The 18,747-nt window shown below is 64.5% G+C and carries 19 protein-coding genes and 1 pseudogene; 14 read left to right on the forward strand and 6 right to left on the reverse strand.

What is annotated here, in order from left to right; translation table 11 throughout:
• Window positions 1-132 precede the first annotated feature (132 nt).
• From puuE to BCL93_RS13180, 4 genes are all read left to right on the forward strand, one after another.
• On the forward strand, window positions 133-1,062 hold the full coding sequence (puuE, locus tag BCL93_RS13165; protein ID WP_112055714.1) for an allantoinase PuuE: 930 nt from the start codon (window positions 133-135) through the stop codon (window positions 1,060-1,062).
• A 76-nt stretch (window positions 1,063-1,138) separates the two neighbouring features.
• Window positions 1,139-1,990, forward strand: a complete 852-nt coding sequence (locus BCL93_RS13170) for a bifunctional allantoicase/(S)-ureidoglycine aminohydrolase (RefSeq protein ID WP_112055715.1) — start codon at window positions 1,139-1,141, stop codon at window positions 1,988-1,990.
• Between the two features lie 20 nt (window positions 1,991-2,010).
• Entirely contained in the window at window positions 2,011-2,499 is a 489-nt protein-coding gene (locus BCL93_RS13175; protein ID WP_112055716.1) for an ureidoglycolate lyase, read from the forward strand.
• A 137-nt stretch (window positions 2,500-2,636) separates the two neighbouring features.
• On the forward strand, window positions 2,637-3,851 hold the full coding sequence (locus BCL93_RS13180) for an amino acid deaminase (RefSeq protein ID WP_112055717.1): 1,215 nt from the start codon (window positions 2,637-2,639) through the stop codon (window positions 3,849-3,851).
• 22 nt (window positions 3,852-3,873) lie between these two features.
• On the opposite strand, the gene BCL93_RS13185 is transcribed toward BCL93_RS13180, so the two are convergent.
• From BCL93_RS13185 to serA, 3 genes are all read right to left on the reverse strand, one after another.
• On the reverse strand, window positions 3,874-5,226 hold the full coding sequence (locus tag BCL93_RS13185) for a uracil-xanthine permease family protein (RefSeq protein WP_112055718.1): 1,353 nt from the start codon (window positions 5,224-5,226) through the stop codon (window positions 3,874-3,876).
• Window positions 5,227-5,511: 285 nt separating this feature from the next.
• A complete protein-coding gene (locus tag BCL93_RS13190) occupies window positions 5,512-6,495 on the reverse strand; it encodes a rhodanese-related sulfurtransferase (RefSeq protein ID WP_112055719.1) in 984 nt (327 codons plus the stop codon).
• A 223-nt stretch (window positions 6,496-6,718) separates the two neighbouring features.
• Complete coding sequence (gene serA, locus BCL93_RS13195) at window positions 6,719-7,969, reverse strand: phosphoglycerate dehydrogenase (protein WP_112055720.1); 1,251 nt, start codon at window positions 7,967-7,969, stop codon at window positions 6,719-6,721.
• Between the two features lie 440 nt (window positions 7,970-8,409).
• Here serA and BCL93_RS13200 point away from each other — a divergent pair, with 440 nt between their 5' ends.
• The 6 genes from BCL93_RS13200 (at window position 8,410) to djlA (ending at window position 13,640) form a co-directional block, all read left to right on the forward strand.
• A complete protein-coding gene (locus tag BCL93_RS13200; RefSeq protein ID WP_112055747.1) occupies window positions 8,410-8,664 on the forward strand; it encodes an exodeoxyribonuclease VII small subunit in 255 nt (84 codons plus the stop codon).
• Window positions 8,665-8,741: 77 nt separating this feature from the next.
• Entirely contained in the window at window positions 8,742-9,596 is an 855-nt protein-coding gene (ispA, locus tag BCL93_RS13205) for a (2E,6E)-farnesyl diphosphate synthase (RefSeq protein ID WP_369700309.1), read from the forward strand.
• A 16-nt stretch (window positions 9,597-9,612) separates the two neighbouring features.
• A complete protein-coding gene (gene dxs / locus BCL93_RS13210; protein ID WP_112055721.1) occupies window positions 9,613-11,535 on the forward strand; it encodes a 1-deoxy-D-xylulose-5-phosphate synthase in 1,923 nt (640 codons plus the stop codon).
• A gap of 209 nt (window positions 11,536-11,744) precedes the next feature.
• Window positions 11,745-12,032, forward strand: a complete 288-nt coding sequence (locus BCL93_RS13215; protein ID WP_112055722.1) for a hypothetical protein — start codon at window positions 11,745-11,747, stop codon at window positions 12,030-12,032.
• Window positions 12,033-12,283: 251 nt separating this feature from the next.
• Entirely contained in the window at window positions 12,284-12,568 is a 285-nt protein-coding gene (locus tag BCL93_RS13220) for a hypothetical protein (protein ID WP_112055723.1), read from the forward strand.
• 304 nt (window positions 12,569-12,872) lie between these two features.
• Window positions 12,873-13,640, forward strand: coding sequence for a co-chaperone DjlA (djlA, locus tag BCL93_RS13225; RefSeq protein ID WP_112055724.1), 768 nt, complete (start codon window positions 12,873-12,875; stop codon window positions 13,638-13,640).
• A gap of 17 nt (window positions 13,641-13,657) precedes the next feature.
• Here djlA and trhA read toward each other — a convergent pair whose 3' ends face one another.
• Both trhA and ribA read right to left on the reverse strand, forming a co-directional pair.
• Window positions 13,658-14,359, reverse strand: coding sequence for a PAQR family membrane homeostasis protein TrhA (gene trhA / locus BCL93_RS13230; protein ID WP_112055725.1), 702 nt, complete (start codon window positions 14,357-14,359; stop codon window positions 13,658-13,660).
• Window positions 14,360-14,468: 109 nt separating this feature from the next.
• Window positions 14,469-15,104, reverse strand: a complete 636-nt coding sequence (gene ribA / locus BCL93_RS13235; RefSeq protein WP_112055726.1) for a GTP cyclohydrolase II — start codon at window positions 15,102-15,104, stop codon at window positions 14,469-14,471.
• A 237-nt stretch (window positions 15,105-15,341) separates the two neighbouring features.
• Here ribA and hemE point away from each other — a divergent pair, with 237 nt between their 5' ends.
• The 4 genes from hemE (at window position 15,342) to BCL93_RS17365 (ending at window position 18,428) form a co-directional block, all read left to right on the forward strand.
• Window positions 15,342-16,409: a uroporphyrinogen decarboxylase gene (gene hemE / locus BCL93_RS13240; protein WP_112055727.1), complete on the forward strand. Its 1,068-nt coding sequence runs from the start codon at window positions 15,342-15,344 to the stop codon at window positions 16,407-16,409.
• A 4-nt stretch (window positions 16,410-16,413) separates the two neighbouring features.
• The gene (locus BCL93_RS13245) at window positions 16,414-16,785 is read left to right on the forward strand and encodes a VanZ family protein (RefSeq protein WP_112055728.1); all 372 of its coding nucleotides are present in this window, start codon (window positions 16,414-16,416) and stop codon (window positions 16,783-16,785) included.
• A gap of 63 nt (window positions 16,786-16,848) precedes the next feature.
• A complete protein-coding gene (speE, locus tag BCL93_RS13250; RefSeq protein ID WP_112055749.1) occupies window positions 16,849-17,712 on the forward strand; it encodes a polyamine aminopropyltransferase in 864 nt (287 codons plus the stop codon).
• A gap of 464 nt (window positions 17,713-18,176) precedes the next feature.
• Window positions 18,177-18,428, forward strand: coding sequence for a hypothetical protein (locus tag BCL93_RS17365; RefSeq protein WP_220086283.1), 252 nt, complete (start codon window positions 18,177-18,179; stop codon window positions 18,426-18,428).
• Here the strand turns inward: BCL93_RS17365 and BCL93_RS17155 are convergent.
• Window positions 18,425-18,747, reverse strand: a pseudogene (locus BCL93_RS17155) (IS3 family transposase); the annotation flags it as partial. The gene BCL93_RS17365 and the pseudogene BCL93_RS17155 sit on opposite strands and share 4 nt — an antisense overlap.

The raw sequence follows: 18,747 nt of genomic DNA on the forward strand, positions 1-18,747 counted from the left end.
GCAGAATGAATGGATACAATTCATTTTGTTATTGTATCCATGGGTCTTCGTGTCGCTGCTGCGCCTCTGGCCGCTAGCTGACACCAGCGCACTGACAACGGACACTGGCATTAGAACAACAGGAACTCTGCGATGAATTCACCCGCGCATGACGGCTATCCCCGCGATCTGATCGGCTACGGCCGCACGCCGCCCCAGGCCAACTGGCCCGGGCGGGCCCGAATCGCCGTGCAGTTCGTGCTCAATTACGAAGAGGGTGCCGAGAGCTGTGTGCTGCACGGCGACAGCCACTCCGAACAGTTTCTCTCCGAAATCGCCGGCGCCGAGGCCTACCCTGATCGCCATCTGAGCATGGAGTCGATCTACGAATACGGCTCTCGGGCCGGCGTGTGGCGGGTGCTTCGCGAGTTCGAGCGCCGCGGCCTGCCGCTGACCGTGTTCGGCGTCGCCATGGCGCTGCAGCGCCACCCTGACGTGGCGCAGGCGTTCAAGGAGCTTGGCCATGAGGTGGCCTGTCATGGCTATCGCTGGATTCACTATCAGAACGTGCCCGAAGCGGTCGAGCGCGATCACCTAGAGCGCGCGCTTTCGATCTTCGAGTCGCTCTACGGTGAGCTGCCCCTGGGCTGGTACACCGGCCGCGACAGCCCCAATACGCGGCGCCTGCTGCTCGATCAGGGCGGTTTTCTCTATGACAGCGACTACTACGGCGATGACCTGCCGTTCTGGACCGACGCCCAGGACAGCCAGGGGCATGCGCATCGCCACCTGATCGTGCCCTACACGCTGGACACCAACGATATGCGCTTCGCCTCGCCGACCGGTTTCGACCACGGTGAGCCGTTCTTCCAGTACTTGCGCGACGCCTTCGACGTGCTCTACGCCGAAGGTGCGGAGACGCCGAAGATGCTCTCGATTGGCCTGCATTGCCGGCTGATCGGCCGTCCCGGGCGGTTTCGCGCGCTGCAGCGTTTCCTCGATCATCTCGAGGCCCATGACCGGGTGTGGATAACCCGGCGTGTGGATATCGCACGTCACTGGCAGGCCGAGCATCCGGCCTGAGCGACGCGGCGAAACATTGCACCACATCACATCAGCGGTCGTCGGGATCGACGACTGCCGCCATCAAGGTATACCCATGACCCAACGCAACTACTACGCCCCCAAGGGCGGACTGCCCCCGCAAACCCAACTGTTGTCGGATCGGGCGGTGTTTACCGAGGCCTATGCGATCATTCCCAAGGGTGTGTTGCGCGATATCGTCGCCAGCTATCTGCCCTTCTGGGAAAAGACCCGACTTTGGGTGCTGTCGCGGCCGATGACCGGTTTCTCGGAAACCTTTTCCCAGTACATCATGGAAATCGCCCCGGGCGGCGGCAGCGACCGGCCCGAGCTCGACTCCGGCGCCGAGGGCGTGCTGTTCGTGGTGGAAGGCGAGCTGACGCTGACGCTTGCCGGCGAGACCCATCGCCTGATGCCGGGGGGCTATGCCTTCATTCCGCCGGCGAGCGACTGGCAGGTGCGCAATGACGCCACGAGCGAGGTGCGCTTTCACTGGATTCGCAAGGCTTATGAAGCCGTTGAAGGCATCGAACCGCCGGCCGCCTTCGTCACCAACGAACAGGACATCGAGCCGACCCCGATGCCGGATACCGACGGCAACTGGGCGACTACGCGCTTCGTCGATCCGAGCGACATGCGCCATGACATGCACGTCAATATCGTCACCTTCCAGCCCGGCGGCGTGATTCCCTTCGACGAGACCCATGTGATGGAGCACGGCCTCTACGTGCTCGAGGGCAAGGCCGTTTACCATCTCAACCAGAACTGGGTCGAGGTCGAGGCCGGTGACTACATGTGGCTGCGCGCTTTCTGCCCACAGGCGTGCTATGCGGGCGGCCCCGGCCCCTTCCGCTATCTGCTCTACAAGGACGTCAATCGCCATATGGCGCTGAACGCCTCCGCGGCCTATCGTGGCCTGACACGTTAATGCCGGCTGAGGAGATTGCCATGCTCGAGCTGATCGCCCGTCCTCTGACCCATGAGGCCTTCGCGACCTTCGGCGACGTCATCGATAGCCGCGGGTCGGCGTCTTTTCCCATCAACGCCGGGCGTACCCAGCGCCATCATGATCTGGCAAGTGTCGAGCTCCTGGGGGAGGGAGCCCGACCGCTGATCAGCCTGTTCGTCAGCCAGCCGGTCAGCCTGCCGCTGGAAATCGCTCATCTGGAGCGCCATCCGCTGGGCAGCCAGGCCTTCATGCCGCTGCACGAGGAGCGCTTCCTGATCGTGGTGGCGCCCCCCGGTGACGTCATCGACTCCGGTCAGGTGTGCGCCTTTGTCACCGATGGTCGCCAGGGCGTGAACTACCACGCCGGCACCTGGCATGCGGTGCAGTCGGTGCTCGAGCACGAGGGGGAGTTTCTGGTCGTCGACCGGGGCGGCCCCGGCAATAACTGCGACGAGCAGGATCTGCAGGTGCGGGTGAGTCTGTCCTGAAGGTGAAGGTTATGATGGGCTTGGGCTGAGGGCTGCCGTCTGGCCCTTCTCTGGCCGTCATCGGCGCTCCTGGGGCATGATGGCGTTTCCTCAAATGCCTTTTTTACTGGCCCTGTTCATAAGCCCGAGGAGTCTCCATGCGCACCGACAAGGGCACCATCGAGACCGGCCCGAGCCTGCTGGGCGGCGTCAGCCTGCCTGCCGCAGCGGTCTTCGAGCCGGCGCTTGCCCATAACCTTGCCTGGATGCAGGCCTTCGCCGATGCCCATGGAGCGCGGCTCGCTCCCCACGGCAAGACCACCATGACCCCGGCGCTCTTCAAGCGTCAGCTCGAGGCTGGCGCCTGGGGCATCACGCTTGCCACCGCCCCCCAGTGTCGTGCCGCCTTCGCTGCGGGCGTCACGCGGCTTGTGATGGCCAATCAGTTGATTGGCGAACCCAACATGGCGATCATCGCTGATCTGATCGAGCAAGGCGCCGAGGTCTACTGCGTGGTCGACAGCGCCGCCAATGTCGCGCACCTGGGGCGCTACTTCGCGGCGCGTGGCCTGCGTCTCAATGTGCTGATCGAGCTGGGCGTGGCGGGCGGGCGCTGTGGCTGTCGTGACCGGGAGCAGGTGCTGACGCTGGCCGCGCGAATCCACGATGAGTCGGCGCTGGTGCTGGCCGGGCTCGAGGGCTATGAAGGGGTGGTGAAGGCTGACGACGGCGAGCCGGCGGCGGCGATCCGTGCCTACGCCTGGCACATGGTCGAGGCCGCCCGGGCGCTTGAGCATGCTGACCTGATCAAGGCCGAGACGGCGCTGATCACCGCCTCAGGCTCGGCCTGGTACGACCTGATCGCCGAGGTCTTTCACGAGGCCTCACTCGGTGCGCGCTTCGTGCCGGTGCTGCGCCCCGGCTGCTATGTGGTGCATGACCACGGCATCTACCGCGAGGCGCAGCGCGGCATGCTCAAGCGCCAGCCGACGATCAAGCAGGGCCTTTGGCCGGCGCTTGAGGTCTTCGCTCAGGTGCAGTCGCTGCCGGAGCCGGGGCTCGCCGTGGTAGCCATGGGCAAGCGCGATATCGGCGCCGACCAGCTGCCGGAGCCCCTGCGTCGCTATCGGGAGGGTGGCCGTGCCGAGCAGACGCTGTCGGTGGCCGGCTGGGAGGTCGTCAAGCTGATGGATCAGCATGCCTTCGTGCGGCTGCCCGCCGCAGCCGTTGGGAATGGCGGGGACGAGGTGCGTATCGGCGACATTATCGCCTTCGGTGCCTCCCACCCCTGCCTGACCTTCGACAAGTGGCGCCGCGTTTGCCGGGTCGACGCGGCGCTTACCGTTATCGAAGAGATGCCGACCTGTTTCTAGGTCGGCGTGCCGGGGCTTGGCGTCAGGACGGCTCGTGTTCGTCGGGGCCGGCCTCGCGATTGGGCAGCACCAGGTTCATGACGATGGCGCACAGCGCGCCGGGAATCAGCCCGGATTCGATGATCGCCTGCAGGTTGTCACTCAGGCCCGCATAGAGTCCCTCTTGGGCCGGCAGGCCAATGGCCGCCGACAGCGAGACGCCGATGATCACCATGTTGCGCTTGTCGAAGGCGATGTGGGACAGCATCTTGATGCCGGCGCTGGCGATCATGCCGAACATGATCAGCACGGCGCCGCCGAGCACGGCGTCGGGAATGCTCGAGATCAGCGCGCCAAGCTTGGGCACCAGCCCGGCGATCACCAGGAAGGCCCCGCCGATCGCCACCACGTAGCGGCTGACCACGCCGGTCAGCGCCACCATGCCGACGTTCTGACTGAAGCTGATCTGCGGAAAGGCGTTGAACACCGCCGCGAATACGCTGGACAGGCCGTCGGCCATCACGCCACCGGAGAGCTCGCGGCGGGTCGGCTGGCGGTCCATGCCGCCTGAGGTGGTGCCGACGATATCGGCAATCGACTCGGCGCAGGTCACCACCGCCAGCAGCACCACCGGCAGGATCGCCGCTAGATGGAACTCGACGCCGATGGCGAGTGGCGCCGGCAGCGACAGCCAGCTCGCCTCGCCCACCTCGGAGACATCCACCAGCCCGAAGGCCGCGGCGGCCAAGTAACCCGCCAGCAGGCCGATCAGCGGCGCCGCCTCTGACCAGATGCCGCGGCCGAACTGATGCAGCCCCAGGGTCACCAGCAGCACCAGGGCCGCCAGCAGCAAGTGATGCGGGGCGCCGAAGTCTTCAGCGCCGAAGCCGCCACCCACGTAGGCAAAGCCGACCGGAATCAGCAGGGTACCGAGCATCACCACGAAGGTGCCGGTCACCACCGGCGGGAACAGGAAGCGTACCCAGCGCAGACAGCTGCCGACCAGCGCCATGGCGATGCCGCCGCAGAGTCCGGCGCCCAGCGCCGCGGGCAGCCCCATGCCCACGGCGATGGGAATCAGCACCGGCACGAAGCCGAAGCTGGTGCCCATCACGATCGGCAGTCGCGCGCCGATCGGTCCCAGGCCCAGCGACTGCAAGAGCGTCGCGGCACCGGCGACGAACATCGCCGCCTGGATCATGAAGGCGGTCTGCTCGGCGGGCAGATCGGCGGCGCCGGCGATGATGATCGGCACGGTGACGTTGGCGACGAACATGGCAAGCACGTGCTGCAGCCCCAGCGGGATCGCTCGGGTCAGCGGTGGCAGGGCATTGACGTCATGGGTGCTGCGAGCGCGCGAGGGCGCATCGGCGAGCGAGTCGCTGTGAAGGGTCATCCTTGGTTCTCCGCATGCATTGTTGTTGATGATGGTTGGATGCTGGAGCGGGCGTGGGATGGCTCGCGACGGAGTCGCGGGCGGATGCGGTGGCGTCGACAGATCACTGGTTCGACGGTCCACACCTCTAGATATTTTGTATACATTCTTTGTATATCATCAGGCGACCCGGCCGCAAGCCGTGTCTGTCGATGGCCGATCGCGAAGGGGGCGTGGAGGGGGCGGAAGGCTCGCAAAAACGCCGCCTTGGGGGCGGCGTTGTGTTGTACGGGGCGACTGGCGAGCTTAGTGTGCGTCTTCGCTGGTTTGCTTGTTCGCGCCTTCCTTCATCTGACGCGGGTCGCGGCCCAGCGGATGCGGCTCGCCGCGCTGCTTGGCCAGCTGAATCTGGCGCTGGCGCTCGCGGGCGCCAGCGCGAGTCTTCTCGGGCAGCGAGTCGAAGCAGTGTGGGCAGCTCACGCCGGGCTCAAAGCGTTCAGAGCGCTGGTCCTCGGCGGAGATCGGCATGCGACAGGCATGGCACTGATCGAACACGCCCTCGCTCAGGTCGTGACGCACCGTCACCCGGTTATCGAAGACGAAGCAGTCGCCGCGCCACATCGACTCATCCTCGGGCACTTTCTCCAGATAGTTGAGGATGCCGCCCTTGAGGTGGAAGACTTCCTCGAAGCCCTCGTGGAGCATGAAGCTCGAGGCCTTCTCGCAGCGGATGCCGCCGGTGCAGAACATGGCCACCTTCTTGTGCCTGGCCGGGTCGTAATGCTCCTTGACGTAATCCGGAAACTCGCGGAACGACTTGGTCTGCGGGTCGACGGCCCCTTCGAAGGAGCCGATCGCCACTTCATAGTCATTGCGGGTGTCGATGACCAGCACCTCCGGGTCGGCGATCACCGCGTTCCACTCCTCGGGATCGACGTAGGTACCGACCTTGGCGTTGGGGTCGACGTCCGGCACGCCCATGGTGACGATCTCGCGCTTCAGCTTGACCTTGGTGCGGTAGAACGGATGTTCGTCGCAGTAAGATTCCTTGTGATCCACGTCGGCAAGACGCGGATCACGGCCAAGCCAGCCAAGCAGCCCGTCGATGCCCTCGCGGGTGCCGGAGACGGTGCCGTTGATACCTTCGCGGGCCAGCAGCAAGGTGCCCTTGACGTCATGATCGAGCATGGCCTGACGCAGCGGCTCGCGCAGGGCTTCGAAATCATCCAGCGTAACGAACTTGTACAGGGCGGCAACGACGATGCCCCCCGCTGAGTGGGGTGATGCCATGGAGCTCTCCTGGTTGTCGTCCTCGCAAAGGACGGACCGGGGTTGAAAGTGGCACGTATTTTACCCGCCCGGCGGGGCGTTCGCACCCCGCAGGTTTTGATCTCGATCAGGCCGGTGGCGGGTTGGGGGGTGAGGTGGTGCGCAAACGCAACGACCCCGGCCTTTCCAAGCCGGGGTCGTCAGTGCGGGCGAGGGACTCGCCTTGCACTATTACGCCGTGCATTTACGCCGTGTAGTTGGTCTCGGAGTAAAGCACGCGGATGCGCAGGGTGTGCTCGACCTTCTTGAGGGCCTCGAGTGCCTGGGGGCCGTAAGCCTTGTCGACATCGATCACCACGTAGCCGACCTCTTCATTGGTCTGCAGGTACTGGCCGGAGATGTTGATGCCGTTCTCCGAGAGTACGCGGTTGATCTCGGACAGCACGCCGGGCACGTTCTCGTGGATGTGCAGCAGGCGATGCTTGTCCGGGTGCGCCGGCAGGGCCACTTCGGGGAAGTTGACCGAGGTGATGGTGGTACCGTTGTCGGAGTAGGTGATCAGTTTTTCCGCGACCTCGACGCCGATGTTTTCCTGGGCTTCCAGGGTCGAACCGCCGATGTGCGGGGTCAGGATCACGTTCTCCAGGCCGCGCAGCGGGCTGACGAATTCCTCGCTGTTGCCCTTGGGCTCGACCGGGAAGACATCGACTGCCGCCCCGAGCAGGCGCCCTTCCTTGAGGGACTCGGCCAGCGGCTCGATCTCCACCACGCTGCCGCGCGAGGCGTTGATCAGGATGCCACCCTGCTTCATCAAGGCGATCTGTTCGGCGCCCATCATCCAGCGGGTCGAGGGCAGGTCGGGCACGTGCAGGCTGACGATGTCGGCGCGGGCCAGCAGCTCCTCGAGGCTGCCCACCTGGCGGGCGTTGCCCATGGCCAGCTTGGTCACCACGTCATAGTAGATGACGTCGAAGCCCAGCGACTCGGAGAGCACCGACAGCTGAGCGCCGATGCTGCCGTAGCCGACGATGCCCAGGGTCTTGCCGCGGGCCTCGTGGGAGTTCTTGGCGCTCTTCAGCCAGCCGCCCTTGTGGGCCTGGGCGTTCTTCTCCGGAATGCCGCGCAGCAGCATGATGGCCTCGGCCAGCACCAGCTCTGCCACCGAACGGGTGTTGGAGTAGGGGGCATTGAACACCGGGATGCCGCGCTTGAGCGCCGCGGTCAGGTCGACCTGGTTGGTGCCGATGCAGAAGCAGCCCACCGCGACGAGTTTCTCGGCGGCGGCGAAGACACGCTCGGTTAGCTGGGTGCGGGAACGCAGGCCGATGAAGTGAACATCGCGAATCTTCTCGATCAGCGACGCTTCATCGAGCGAGGTGGAGAGATGCTCGATGTTGGTGTAACCGGCATTCAGGAAGTTGTCCACCGCGCTCTGGTGGACGCCCTCGAGCAGCAGGATCTTGATCTTGCTCTTGTCCAGGGACGTTTTGGCCATTGTCGAATCAACCCTATCGTTGGCGTGAGTCGCCTAGTTCTGCGAGACCCGGCCAACCACGGGCGCGGCGCCTCTTCGTGATATGTCGTCTGTTGGCCTGTCGAGGCTTTATCCCGTGGCGCACGCCCAGGCAAGGCGTCGCCCCCAGTCGCCCTTATCGCCTCAGTCACCCTTAATAGGTAGCGAGAAGCGAGAAGCAGGGTCAACAGGGCGCATATCCTAGCACAGACGCGGCCCCTGCCGTCGGCGACCGGGATGAAAATGCTGCTTGCTGTTCATGAACGAGCTGCATGGACAGCAAGCACGAACGCGGTGCAAGTCGGCCCGGGGCAGACGCACCCCCCGGGGTTGCGTGTATACTGATCGACCAGATTTTTTGACGCGCGCGGGCCCGGCGGCCTGCCCACGACAGCGAGATGCCCATGGCCGATCAGGACAGCATGCCGGATGCCGGTGCGCCCCCTCAGGATTTTGCCTCGACCCTAGAGCGGCTCGAAGCCTTGGTGACTCGTCTTGAGTCCGGTGAACTGAGCCTTGAGGCCTCGCTTACCGCCTTCGAGCAGGGCGTTGGGCTGACCCGTGAGGCGCAGCGTCGCCTCGATGCCGCCGAACTCAAGGTGCGCAGCCTGGTCGAGGGCGGCGATGGCGATCTCGATGAAGCGCCCTTCCCGGGCGGTGCGGAGGACGTGCGGTGAGTGCTCAGGACAGTGCCCAGGAAAGCACCCAGAAAAAAGCGCCGGCCGTCGCCGGGTCGGTGTCGCTGAAGCCTACGTTGAGCGTGGATCAAGCGCGCATCGATGCCTGGCTCGAGGCGCTGTTCGCGACGCCGGGCGTGGCCGAGCGCCTCGACGCCGCCATGCGCCATGGTGTGCTGGGCGGCGGCAAGCGTCTGCGGCCGGTACTGGTGTATGCCGCCGGCCGCGCTCTGGGCGCCACTGACGAGGCGCTCGATCCGCCCGCCGCGGCGGTGGAGCTGATTCACGCCTACTCGCTGGTGCACGACGATCTGCCGGCGATGGACAATGATGATCTGCGCCGTGGCCAGCCGACGGTCCATCGGGCCTTCGACGAGGCCAGCGCGATACTCGCCGGCGATGCCCTGCAGACCCTGGCCTTCGAGGTACTGGCGCACCAGGCACATCCGCGGCTGGCCGCCTTGGTGGCGACGCTGGCGGAGGCTTCAGGGCGCAGCGGCATGGCTGCCGGTCAGGCGCTGGATCTCGCCGCGGTGGGCCAGCCGGCCGATCTCGAGGCGCTGGCACGCATGCATCGCCACAAGACCGGCGCGCTGATTCGCGCCGCCGTTCGCCTGGGTGGCCTCACGGCCGTCGACGCAGACGACCCGCGCCTGGTGGCGCTGGACGCCTATGCGGCGGCGGTCGGCCTGGCCTTTCAGATTCAGGACGACATTCTCGACGTCACCGGTGATACCGTGACGCTGGGCAAGACCTCGGGGGCCGATGCCGCCCGTGACAAGCCGACCTATCCGGCCCTGCTCGGCCTCGATGGCGCTCGCGCCATGGCCGATGACCTGCTCGACGAGGCCCTGGCGGCGCTGGCGCCACTGGGCGACGATGCCGCTACGCTGGCTGCCTTGGCTCGCCACATGATCGAGCGCGACCACTGACACGATAGATGCCCACATGAAGCTGTTCGACGAGATTCCCGCCGAGCGTCCGGCCACGCCGTTGCTCGACACCCTGGATACGCCCGCCGCGCTGCATGCGATGAGCGCGACTCAGCTCGCCCAGTTGGCCGATGAACTGCGCGCCTACCTGCTGTATAGCGTTGGCGTCAGCGGCGGTCACTTTGGCGCCGGGCTCGGCGTGGTGGAGCTCACCGTGGCGCTGCATCAGGCGCTGGACACCCCCCATGACCGGTTGGTCTGGGACGTCGGTCACCAGGCCTATCCGCACAAGATTCTCACCGGCCGGCGCGAGGCGATGCTCGGCATCCGTAAGCACGGCGGTCTGGCCGCTTTTCCGCGGCGCACCGAGTCGGAGTTCGACACCTTCGGGGTCGGTCATTCCAGCACCTCGATCTCCTCGGCCCTGGGCATGGCCCTGGCCGCTCGCGCCCAGGGCCAGCGGCGTCGTGTCTGCGCGGTGATCGGCGATGGCGCCCTGACCGCCGGCATGGCCTTCGAGGCCCTGGCCCACGCCGGGCATGTCGACGCCAACCTGCTGGTGGTGCTCAACGACAACGAGATGTCGATCTCCGAGAACGTCGGCGGCATGGCCAGCTACCTGGCCAAGATCCTCACCAGCAAGCCCTATACGATGATGCGCGAGAACTCCAAGCGCATGCTCTCGCACCTGCCCGGCGCGCTGGAACTGGCGCGCCGCACCGAAGAGCACATGAAGGGCATGGTCAGCCCGGCGACGCTGTTCGAGGAAATGGGCTTCAACTACATCGGTCCCATCGATGGCCACGACCTGCCGCTGCTGATCCAGACCCTTCGCAGCATGCGCGATCTTGACGGTCCGCAGTTTCTGCACGTCAAGACGCGCAAGGGTCGCGGCTTCGAGCCCGCTGAGGCCGATCCGATCGGCTATCACGCCATCACCAAGCTCGAGAAGCCCAGCGCGACGCCGGCTGCATCGCCGGCGCCGGTGATGCAGCCGGGCGCCACGGACACGCCGCCGCGCCCGAAGCCGAAGAAGTATTGCAACGTCTTCGGCGACTGGCTGTGTGACATGGCCGCCGCCGACGATCGGCTGATCGGCATCACGCCTGCGATGCGCGAGGGCTCGGACCTGGTGCGCTTCTCCAAGGAATACCCCGATCGCTATTTCGATGTGGCGATCGCCGAGCAGCATGCGGTGACGCTGGCGGCCGGCATGGCCTGCGAGGGCAGCAAGCCGGTGGTGGCGATCTACTCGACCTTCCTGCAGCGCGGCTACGATCAGTTGATCCATGACGTCGCCGTGCAGGAGCTGGACGTGACCTTCGCCATCGACCGGGCCGGTCTGGTCGGCGAGGACGGCCCCACTCACCACGGGGCGATGGACCTGTCCTTCCTGCGCTGCGTGCCCGGGATGGTGATTCTGGCCCCGGCCAACGAGGCCGAATGCCGTGCCATGCTGTCGGCGGCCTACCATCACCCGGGTCCGGCGGCGGTGCGTTATCCTCGTGGCACGGGCCCGGGGGGGGAGATTCCCGCGCACCTCGAGCCGCTGGAGATCGGCAAGGCGGAGATGCGCCGTCAGGGCCATGGCATCGCCATTCTGGCCTTCGGCAGCCTTAACGGTGCCGCTGCCGAGGTCGCCGAGCGCCTCGACGCCACTCACTTCAACATGCGCTCGGTGAAGCCGCTGGACCGCGAGGCAGTGCTGGCCGCGGCGCGCTACCATGACCTACTGGTGACTCTCGAGGAAAACGTGGTGGCCGGCGGCGCCGGCAGCGCCGTCAACGAGCTGCTTGCCGGGGCCGGCGAGTCGGTGGCGGTGCTCAATCTGGGCCTGCCCGATGCCTTCGTCGAGCACGGCACGCCCGCCGAGCTGCTCAGAGATTGTGGCCTCGATGTGTCCGGCATCGAGGCTTCCATCCTGGCGCGCTGTGATTAGGCGCTTGCCGTAACGCGCTCGATAGCCTTGGTCTTAGTCACGCCGCCCTCTTGGGCGGCGTTTTCGTTCCAGGCCCTCTGCCTATCGGTGCCGGCGCCAGCACCGATAGGCAGAGGGCATCGAGCATATTGTGATAAACTGTTAGTAAGCTAATTAACTTGCTAATAGTATTCTCCCCATCGCAACACAGCGCAAAGGAGATTCGCTATATGAAACGCCAACTTACTCTCGCCGCCCTCGTCGCCGCTGCCGTTCTGCCGATGGCTGCTCAGGCCAGCGTTGCTACCGAGCGTGCTCTCGACGTCAACCAGGCGGCTCCTGAACAGGTGCAGTTCAGCGCTTCTAAGCAGTCGGTCGACGACTTCCGCGTCAATGAAGCAAGCGCTGGATTAGCCGAGGCTCGCCAGTCACTGCTCGCCCAGCAAGCGCGTCATACCGACTTTTCACGTCAGGCGCAGGCCGAGGCACTGAGCCACGCTCAGGCGGCAACCCGTTAAGGCTGGCGTTCTTCGCTAAGGCCGACAACCCTCGCTTAAGAGTGACTTTTTTATCCCTTGCCTGGCCCCACTTCGGTGGGGTCTTTTTTTTGCTTATCGGAACACTGCGGTTGGTCCTGTTGGGACATGCCCTTGCGGCGAACGGCGATAGCGAAGAGGTATCAAAAGTATCGGAATAAACTGTTAGCATGTTAATTAGCGTGCTAATATTATCATTGTCATAGCAACACAGCTCAAAGGAGATTCGCTATATGAAACGCCAACTCACTCTCGCCGCACTCGTCGTCGCCGTTCTGCCGATGGCCGCTCAGGCAAGCATCGCGACCCAGCGGGCCCTTGAGGTCAATCAGGCCGCCCCCGAACAGGTGTCGGTCAGCGATACCCGCCAGCCGGTCGCCGATTTCCGCGTCAACGATGCCAGTGCCGGTCTTGCCAAGGCGAGCCATTCGCTGATCGCCCAGCAAGAGCGCCACACTCACTTTTCGGCTGAGGCCCAGGCCGATGCGTTGAGCCATGCCCAGGCAGCGACGCGTTAAGCCCTACCCGTCTCGTTCAAGCATCCTTCTTGATCCCTTGCCTGACCCCACTTCGGTGGGGTCTTTTTTTGGCACGAAAAAAAGCGTGGTTATCCCCGCCTAAAGGCGGCTACGTGCATGGTTGGTCGTGGCCGGATGGCTGTCCGGCTGCGTGACGCCGTCATGCTGATGGCGTGTCCCTCGTGGCCGCGCCCCAGGCCCTGATAGAATGGCCGCACGGCACGCCTCGGCGAGCCGGCCCCTTGAAAACCTTGCTGTATTCACCCACGTCGGCGCGAGGCACCGGCTTTAGGACGAGAGAATCATGTTTATAGCGATATTGATTGGTGCGCTGCTGGGCTATCTGATCGGTGGCCCGATCGGTTTGCTCATTGGTGGCGGTCTTGGCTACTGGCTGATCCAGCGACTCAAGAAGAGCCTGATCGGCAAGCTGGCAGGTGCGCAGGCGCAGTTTCTCGAATCGACCTTTGCGGTGATGGGCTGCATGTGCAAGGCCGATGGCCAGGTCACCGAAGACGAACTCGAGGCGTCGCGGCAGCTGTGGGACCGGCTGCGGCTGACCGAGGCCCAGCGCGCCAAGGCGCGTGAAGACTTCACCCGTGGCAAGAGCGAAGATTTCGATCTCGAAGCGGAACTCGCCAAGGTGCGCGGCGTCGTCGGCAGCCAGCGAGCCATGCTGCAGGTGTTTCTGCAGGTACAGCTAGCGGCCATTGCCGCCGACGGCCAGCTGCATCCCGCCGAGCATGACATGCTGCTGCGCGTGGCCCGAGGCCTTGGGTGCTCGGAGGCCGAGATCGCTCAGATCGAGGCCATGCTGCGCGGCGGGGGAGGAGCCGAAAGCGGCACCCAGGGGCCCTCTCTCGAGGATGCCTACCGGGTACTGGGCGTCGAGGAAGATGCCAGCGACGCCGACATCAAGAAGGCCTATCGCCGCCTGATGAGCCAGAACCATCCTGACAAGCTGGCCGGCAAGGGGCTGCCTGAGAGCATGCGCGAGATGGCCAAGGAACGTACCAGCGAGATCAGTAACGCCTACGAGCGCATCAAGAAGGCCCGCGAAGCCACTGCCTAGGTGCCGGCAGGTGCGGGCTAGAAGCCGGTAAAGGGCAGGACGCCAGTATAGATGGCGGCGTAGTGGCAGCCGCTGCCGGCCAGCACGAAGCCATGCCAGATGGCGTGATTGTAGGGAATGGTCTCGAGCACGAAGACGATCACGCCGAGGGTGTAGATCACTCCGCCACTGATCAACAGTACAAGACTGGTCGGCGTGAGCGTTGCGACGAGATCGCCGGCCGCCAGGGCGGCTAGCCAGCCCATGGCCAGGTACATGATCAGCCTTAGGGCCGTGAACCGATGGGGCCAGAGAATCTTCAGGGCGATGCCGCCAAGCGCCAGGGTCCAGACCACGGCAAGCATCAGCCAGCCGGGGCCGTCGCGCAGGTTCACTAGCATGAAGGGCGTGTAGGTGCCGGCGATCAGCGCATAGATGGCGCAGTGGTCGGCGATCTGCAGCGCCCGCTTGAGGCGTGGGTGGCGGCTGCTATGGTAGAGGGTCGAGGCGGTGTAGAGGCCGACCAGGGTAATGCCGTAGAGGCTCAAGCCGACCAGCTTCCAGGGGTCGACGTCGTGAGCAAGGCTTGCCGCCACGATCAGCGCGGTCATGCCCGCAATGCTGAGCACGGCACCGATACCGTGGCTCACGCTATGCAGGAGTTCCTCAAGTAGGGTATAGCCGTCAGCGGCATCTGCCGGCGAGGCCGGATCATGGGTAGGTGATGAGTTCGCGACCATGCTTTCTCTCTCCGTGCTTTCTCAGCCAACGGTCGAGCCTGCGCAGGTCGCTGAATCGGGGCGGCGGGGCCGCGCCACGTCGCTCAGGACTGTCGTTCGTGAGCGTAGATCAGGACTTGCGCTCTATGTCCACGTCATCTGCCTGGGTGAAATCGCCCAGTGCCATCATGTGTCCCAGCTTGCCGGCCTTGGTGGACAGGTACTGCTCGTTATGAGGATTAAGACCGGTGGTGATGGGCAAACGTTCACTCACCTCGACGCCGTCGCGGGTCAAGGCCTCGACCTTGCGCGGGTTGTTGGTCATCAGCCTAAGCGAGGACACGCCTAGGTGATCGAGCATCGGCACGCACAGACCATAGCGGCGCATGTCGGCGCCAAAGCCTAGGCGCTCGTTGGCCTCGACGGTATCGGCGCCTTCGTCCTGAAGGTGATAGGCCCGGATCTTGTTGAGCAGGCCGATGCCACGGCCTTCCTGGCGCAGGTAGAGCAGCACGCCGCGGCCTTCGGCGGCGATCCGCTTGAGCGCTTCCTGCAGCTGGTAGCCGCAGTCGCAGCGCATCGAGAACAGCGCATCACCGGTCAGGCACTCGGAGTGCACGCGCCCGAGCACTGGGGCGCCATCGGTGATGTCGCCGAGCGTCAGGGCGATATGATCCTTGCCGGTGGCCTCGTCCTCGAAGCCGTGCATGGTGAAAGTGGCCCAGGGGGTGGGCAGCCGGGAGGCGGCGATGAATCGGATCGTCACGAAAAACCTCGATGAAACGGGGCGGCGCTTGGCACGCGATGCCCCAAGTCTACCAGCATCGCCGCGCACGCTCACGGCTCGTGCACGCTCATGACCTGGTGGCGGCATCGCCGCGCCATTAAACGATATCCTTGCGGATCGAGGCGGCTGAGAATCGAGGCATCGAGTCGCAGGGCTAGTCCCTCGGGGCCTGGCATCCGGTACAATGTCGGCAAATTTCTGTGTGGATGACGTCGCATGCAACTCGAGAACGATCGTATCCTGCGCGCCCTGGCGCGTGAGCCCGTGGATCGCACCCCGGTCTGGATGATGCGCCAGGCCGGTCGCTACCTGCCGGAATATCGCGAGCTGCGAGGTCAGGCCGGCAGCTTCATGGACCTGTGCCGGGATACCGACCGGGCCTGTGAGGTGACGCTGCAGCCGCTGGAGCGTTTCCCGCTGGATGCCGCCATCCTGTTCTCCGACATCTTGACCATTCCCGATGCCATGGGCCTGGGGCTCTACTTCGAGACCGGCGAGGGCCCCAAGTTCCGAAAGCCGGTGCGTACCCCGGCCGAGGTAGCTGCCCTCAAGGCGCCGGACGTCGAGCGCGATCTCGACTATGTGATGAACGCGGTGAGCGCGATCCGTCGCGAGCTCAACGGCCGGGTGCCGCTGATCGGTTTCTCGGGCAGCCCCTGGACGCTTGCCACCTATATGGTCGAGGGCGCCTCGAGCAAGGACTTCCGCCATGTGAAGACCATGCTCTATGACACGCCGGATACCATGCACCAGCTGCTCGACGTGCTGGCCCGGTCGGTCACCGACTATCTGAATGCCCAGATCCGTGCCGGTGCCCAGGTGGTGCAGATCTTCGATACCTGGGGCGGCAGCCTGTCGACGCCGGCCTACCTCGAATTTTCGCTGCGCTACATGGAGCAGATCGTCGCTGGTCTGATCCGTAGCCACGAGGGTCGCCGGGTGCCGGTGATCCTGTTCACCAAGAACGGTGGCCAGTGGCTCGAGCATATCGCCGCCAGCGGCGCCGATGCGCTGGGCCTGGACTGGAGCACCGAGCTTTCCGATGCCCGTCGCCGAGTCGGTCATCGGGTCGCTCTGCAGGGCAACCTGGATCCCAATGTGCTGTTCGCCAAGCCCAGCGCGATCCGCGCCGAGGTGGCGCGAGTGCTCGACAGCTACGGCAGCGGCCCAGGACATATCTTCAACCTCGGCCACGGCATCAGCCAGTTCACCGATCCTGGCCACGTCAGCGCCTTCATGGACGCGTTGCACGAGCTGAGCCCGGCCTATCACGCGGCGGACTGAGCCCATGGGCTTTCTCCTTCGCCTGCACGAACGGCGGCGCGCCTGGGCGGGGCTCGCCGTTTTGGCGGCGCTGGTGATCGCCATCGGTAGCCTGACCCCGGGCACCGAGATGCCTGACAGCCTGCCCTGGGACAAGGCCAACCACTTCATTGGCTATGGTGGGCTGGCGGGCCTGGTGGGGCTTGCCGGTATCAGCGCGCGGCCGGCCTTCATCGGCGTGGTGGCCTACGGGGTCGCCGTCGAGTTCGCGCAGTTGCCGGTGCCCGGGCGCATGGGTGGCGATCCCTTCGACATCCTGGCCAACACCCTCGGCGCGCTGCTTGGCCTGGCCGTGCTGGCCCTGCTGCGCCGGTGCCTGCTGCGCGACGGCGCTTGAGGAACCGTCGCCCAGGCAACATCACGTAAAGCTAGTCCCCTTTTCCTGTTCTGAGAGTCCATGATGACCGAATCACTCGACACCAGCTGGTTCACCGAAGTCTTCGATAGCCACGGCAGCGCCTTCTCGTTGAAGGTCCGCGAGAAGCTGTGGGACGTTACCAGCGCCTATCAGCACCTCGAGGTCTATGCCACCGAGACCTATGGCAACCTGATGGTGCTCGACGGCTGCGTGATGCTCAGTGATCGCGACAACTTCCTCTATCACGAGATGATCGCCCATCCGGCGCTGTTCGCTCACTCGGCCCCCAAACGGGTAGTGATCATCGGCGGCGGCGATTGCGGCACCCTGCGAGAGGTGCTTAAACACCCGGGGGTCGAGCATGTCACCCTGATCGATATCGACGAGGAAGTGACCAGGGCCGCCGAGCGCTTCTTCCCGGCGCTGACCGAATCCAATGACGACCCACGCGCCGAACTGCTGTTTGCCGACGGGGTCAAGTGGGTGGATGAGGCCGACGACGAGAGCGTCGATGTGGTGATCATCGATTCCACCGATCCGGTGGGCCCCGCCGAGGGGCTATTCAAGGTCGATTTCCTGAAGCGCTGCCATCGTCTGCTGCGCGAGGGTGGGGTGATGGTGCAGCAGAGCGAGTCGCCGCTCTATCACAGTGGCAGCATCATCCGCGAGCTGCGTCGCGATATGCATGCCGCCGGCTTCGAGAGTGTCGCCACGCTGCCGTTCCCGCAGCCGGTCTATCCGTCGGGCTGGTGGAGCGTGACCCTGGCCGGCAAGGGCGCCGACGTGAATGCGTTTCGCGAGGCCGACGCGGCGACAAGCGATATGGCCTTGGACTACTACACCGCTGAGGCCCATCGCGGTGCCCTGGCACTGCCGCCCTTTATGCGCCGCGCCTTTGCGGAGTGAGTCACACCCGACACCGGCCCAGCGCCGGTGTCGGTGCCTGTGAAGGCGCCTGTTACGGCTTCCTGCCCTCTTGTCCTTTTTACTGCTCTCTGGTGCTTTTCTCTTTCACTGGCCCGCCTTTACTTCCGCTCCTCTTTATTTACGTCTTGGCGCCTCGCTTCGGTCTCCTCACATGACCGTTCCTCCTGTCGCGTTTTCCAGCCGCCTCATTGAGCTCGGCGTGACTGACATCTGGGTAACACCTCGCGTCAGTCAACGTTCTACGACTTTTGTTGGGTGATTTTAATTTATTGTTTTTAAATTTCTTTTATCTTTCTTGGTCGTCTTGTCAGGCGTTCTCACTGCCGCTTGCGTTGAAGAAAGGTTGTCGGTGCTATCTAACCGCTCACGAATTGGCTTTGCTACTGTCGGGCGACGTGCCACGAGCATGACAACAACAATTCACCCAATCCAAGGGAATAACCATGTTGCACAACAACAAAACCCTGCTGTGTTCCGCGACCGCCCTAATGGCCGCCATGCTGGCGACGGGCTCTGCCCAGGCCGGCGAGACGATGGATGCTGTGAAAGAGCGCGGCCAGGTCGTCTGCGGCGTCAGTACCGGCCTGCCGGGCTTTTCCACGCCCGATGATCAGGGCAACTGGGAAGGCATCGACGTTGACGTCTGTCACGGTGTCGGTAGTTTTCAACCCAGTTGTCCAAATCGCTTCCATTAAGCAGCTTTCTGATTCCGTTCTTTTTCCTGCGGCTTGCCAGGATTGAGCGATACTTGTCCGATGGCCTCCCAGCGTCGAACGTCGCCAGACCAGCGCTTGGGATTCAGGCGCTTTGCGCGTTCATAAACCCCTTTTCGCTCGGCCAAGCGCTTAGTATCCGTGCCACGATGCCGGTCGGCAGGCGTGACGAAGTTAATGCCACTGTGAAGGTGTTGTTCATTGTAGGCGTGCTCGAACGACAACATCCATTCCCGCACAACGGCCAGTGAGGAAAAGCCCTTCGCTGGCCACGCTGGACAGTACTTAACGGTGCGGAACA

The organism is Onishia taeanensis, from assembly GCF_003268885.1.
Classification (GTDB): domain Bacteria; phylum Pseudomonadota; class Gammaproteobacteria; order Pseudomonadales; family Halomonadaceae; genus Onishia; species Onishia taeanensis_A.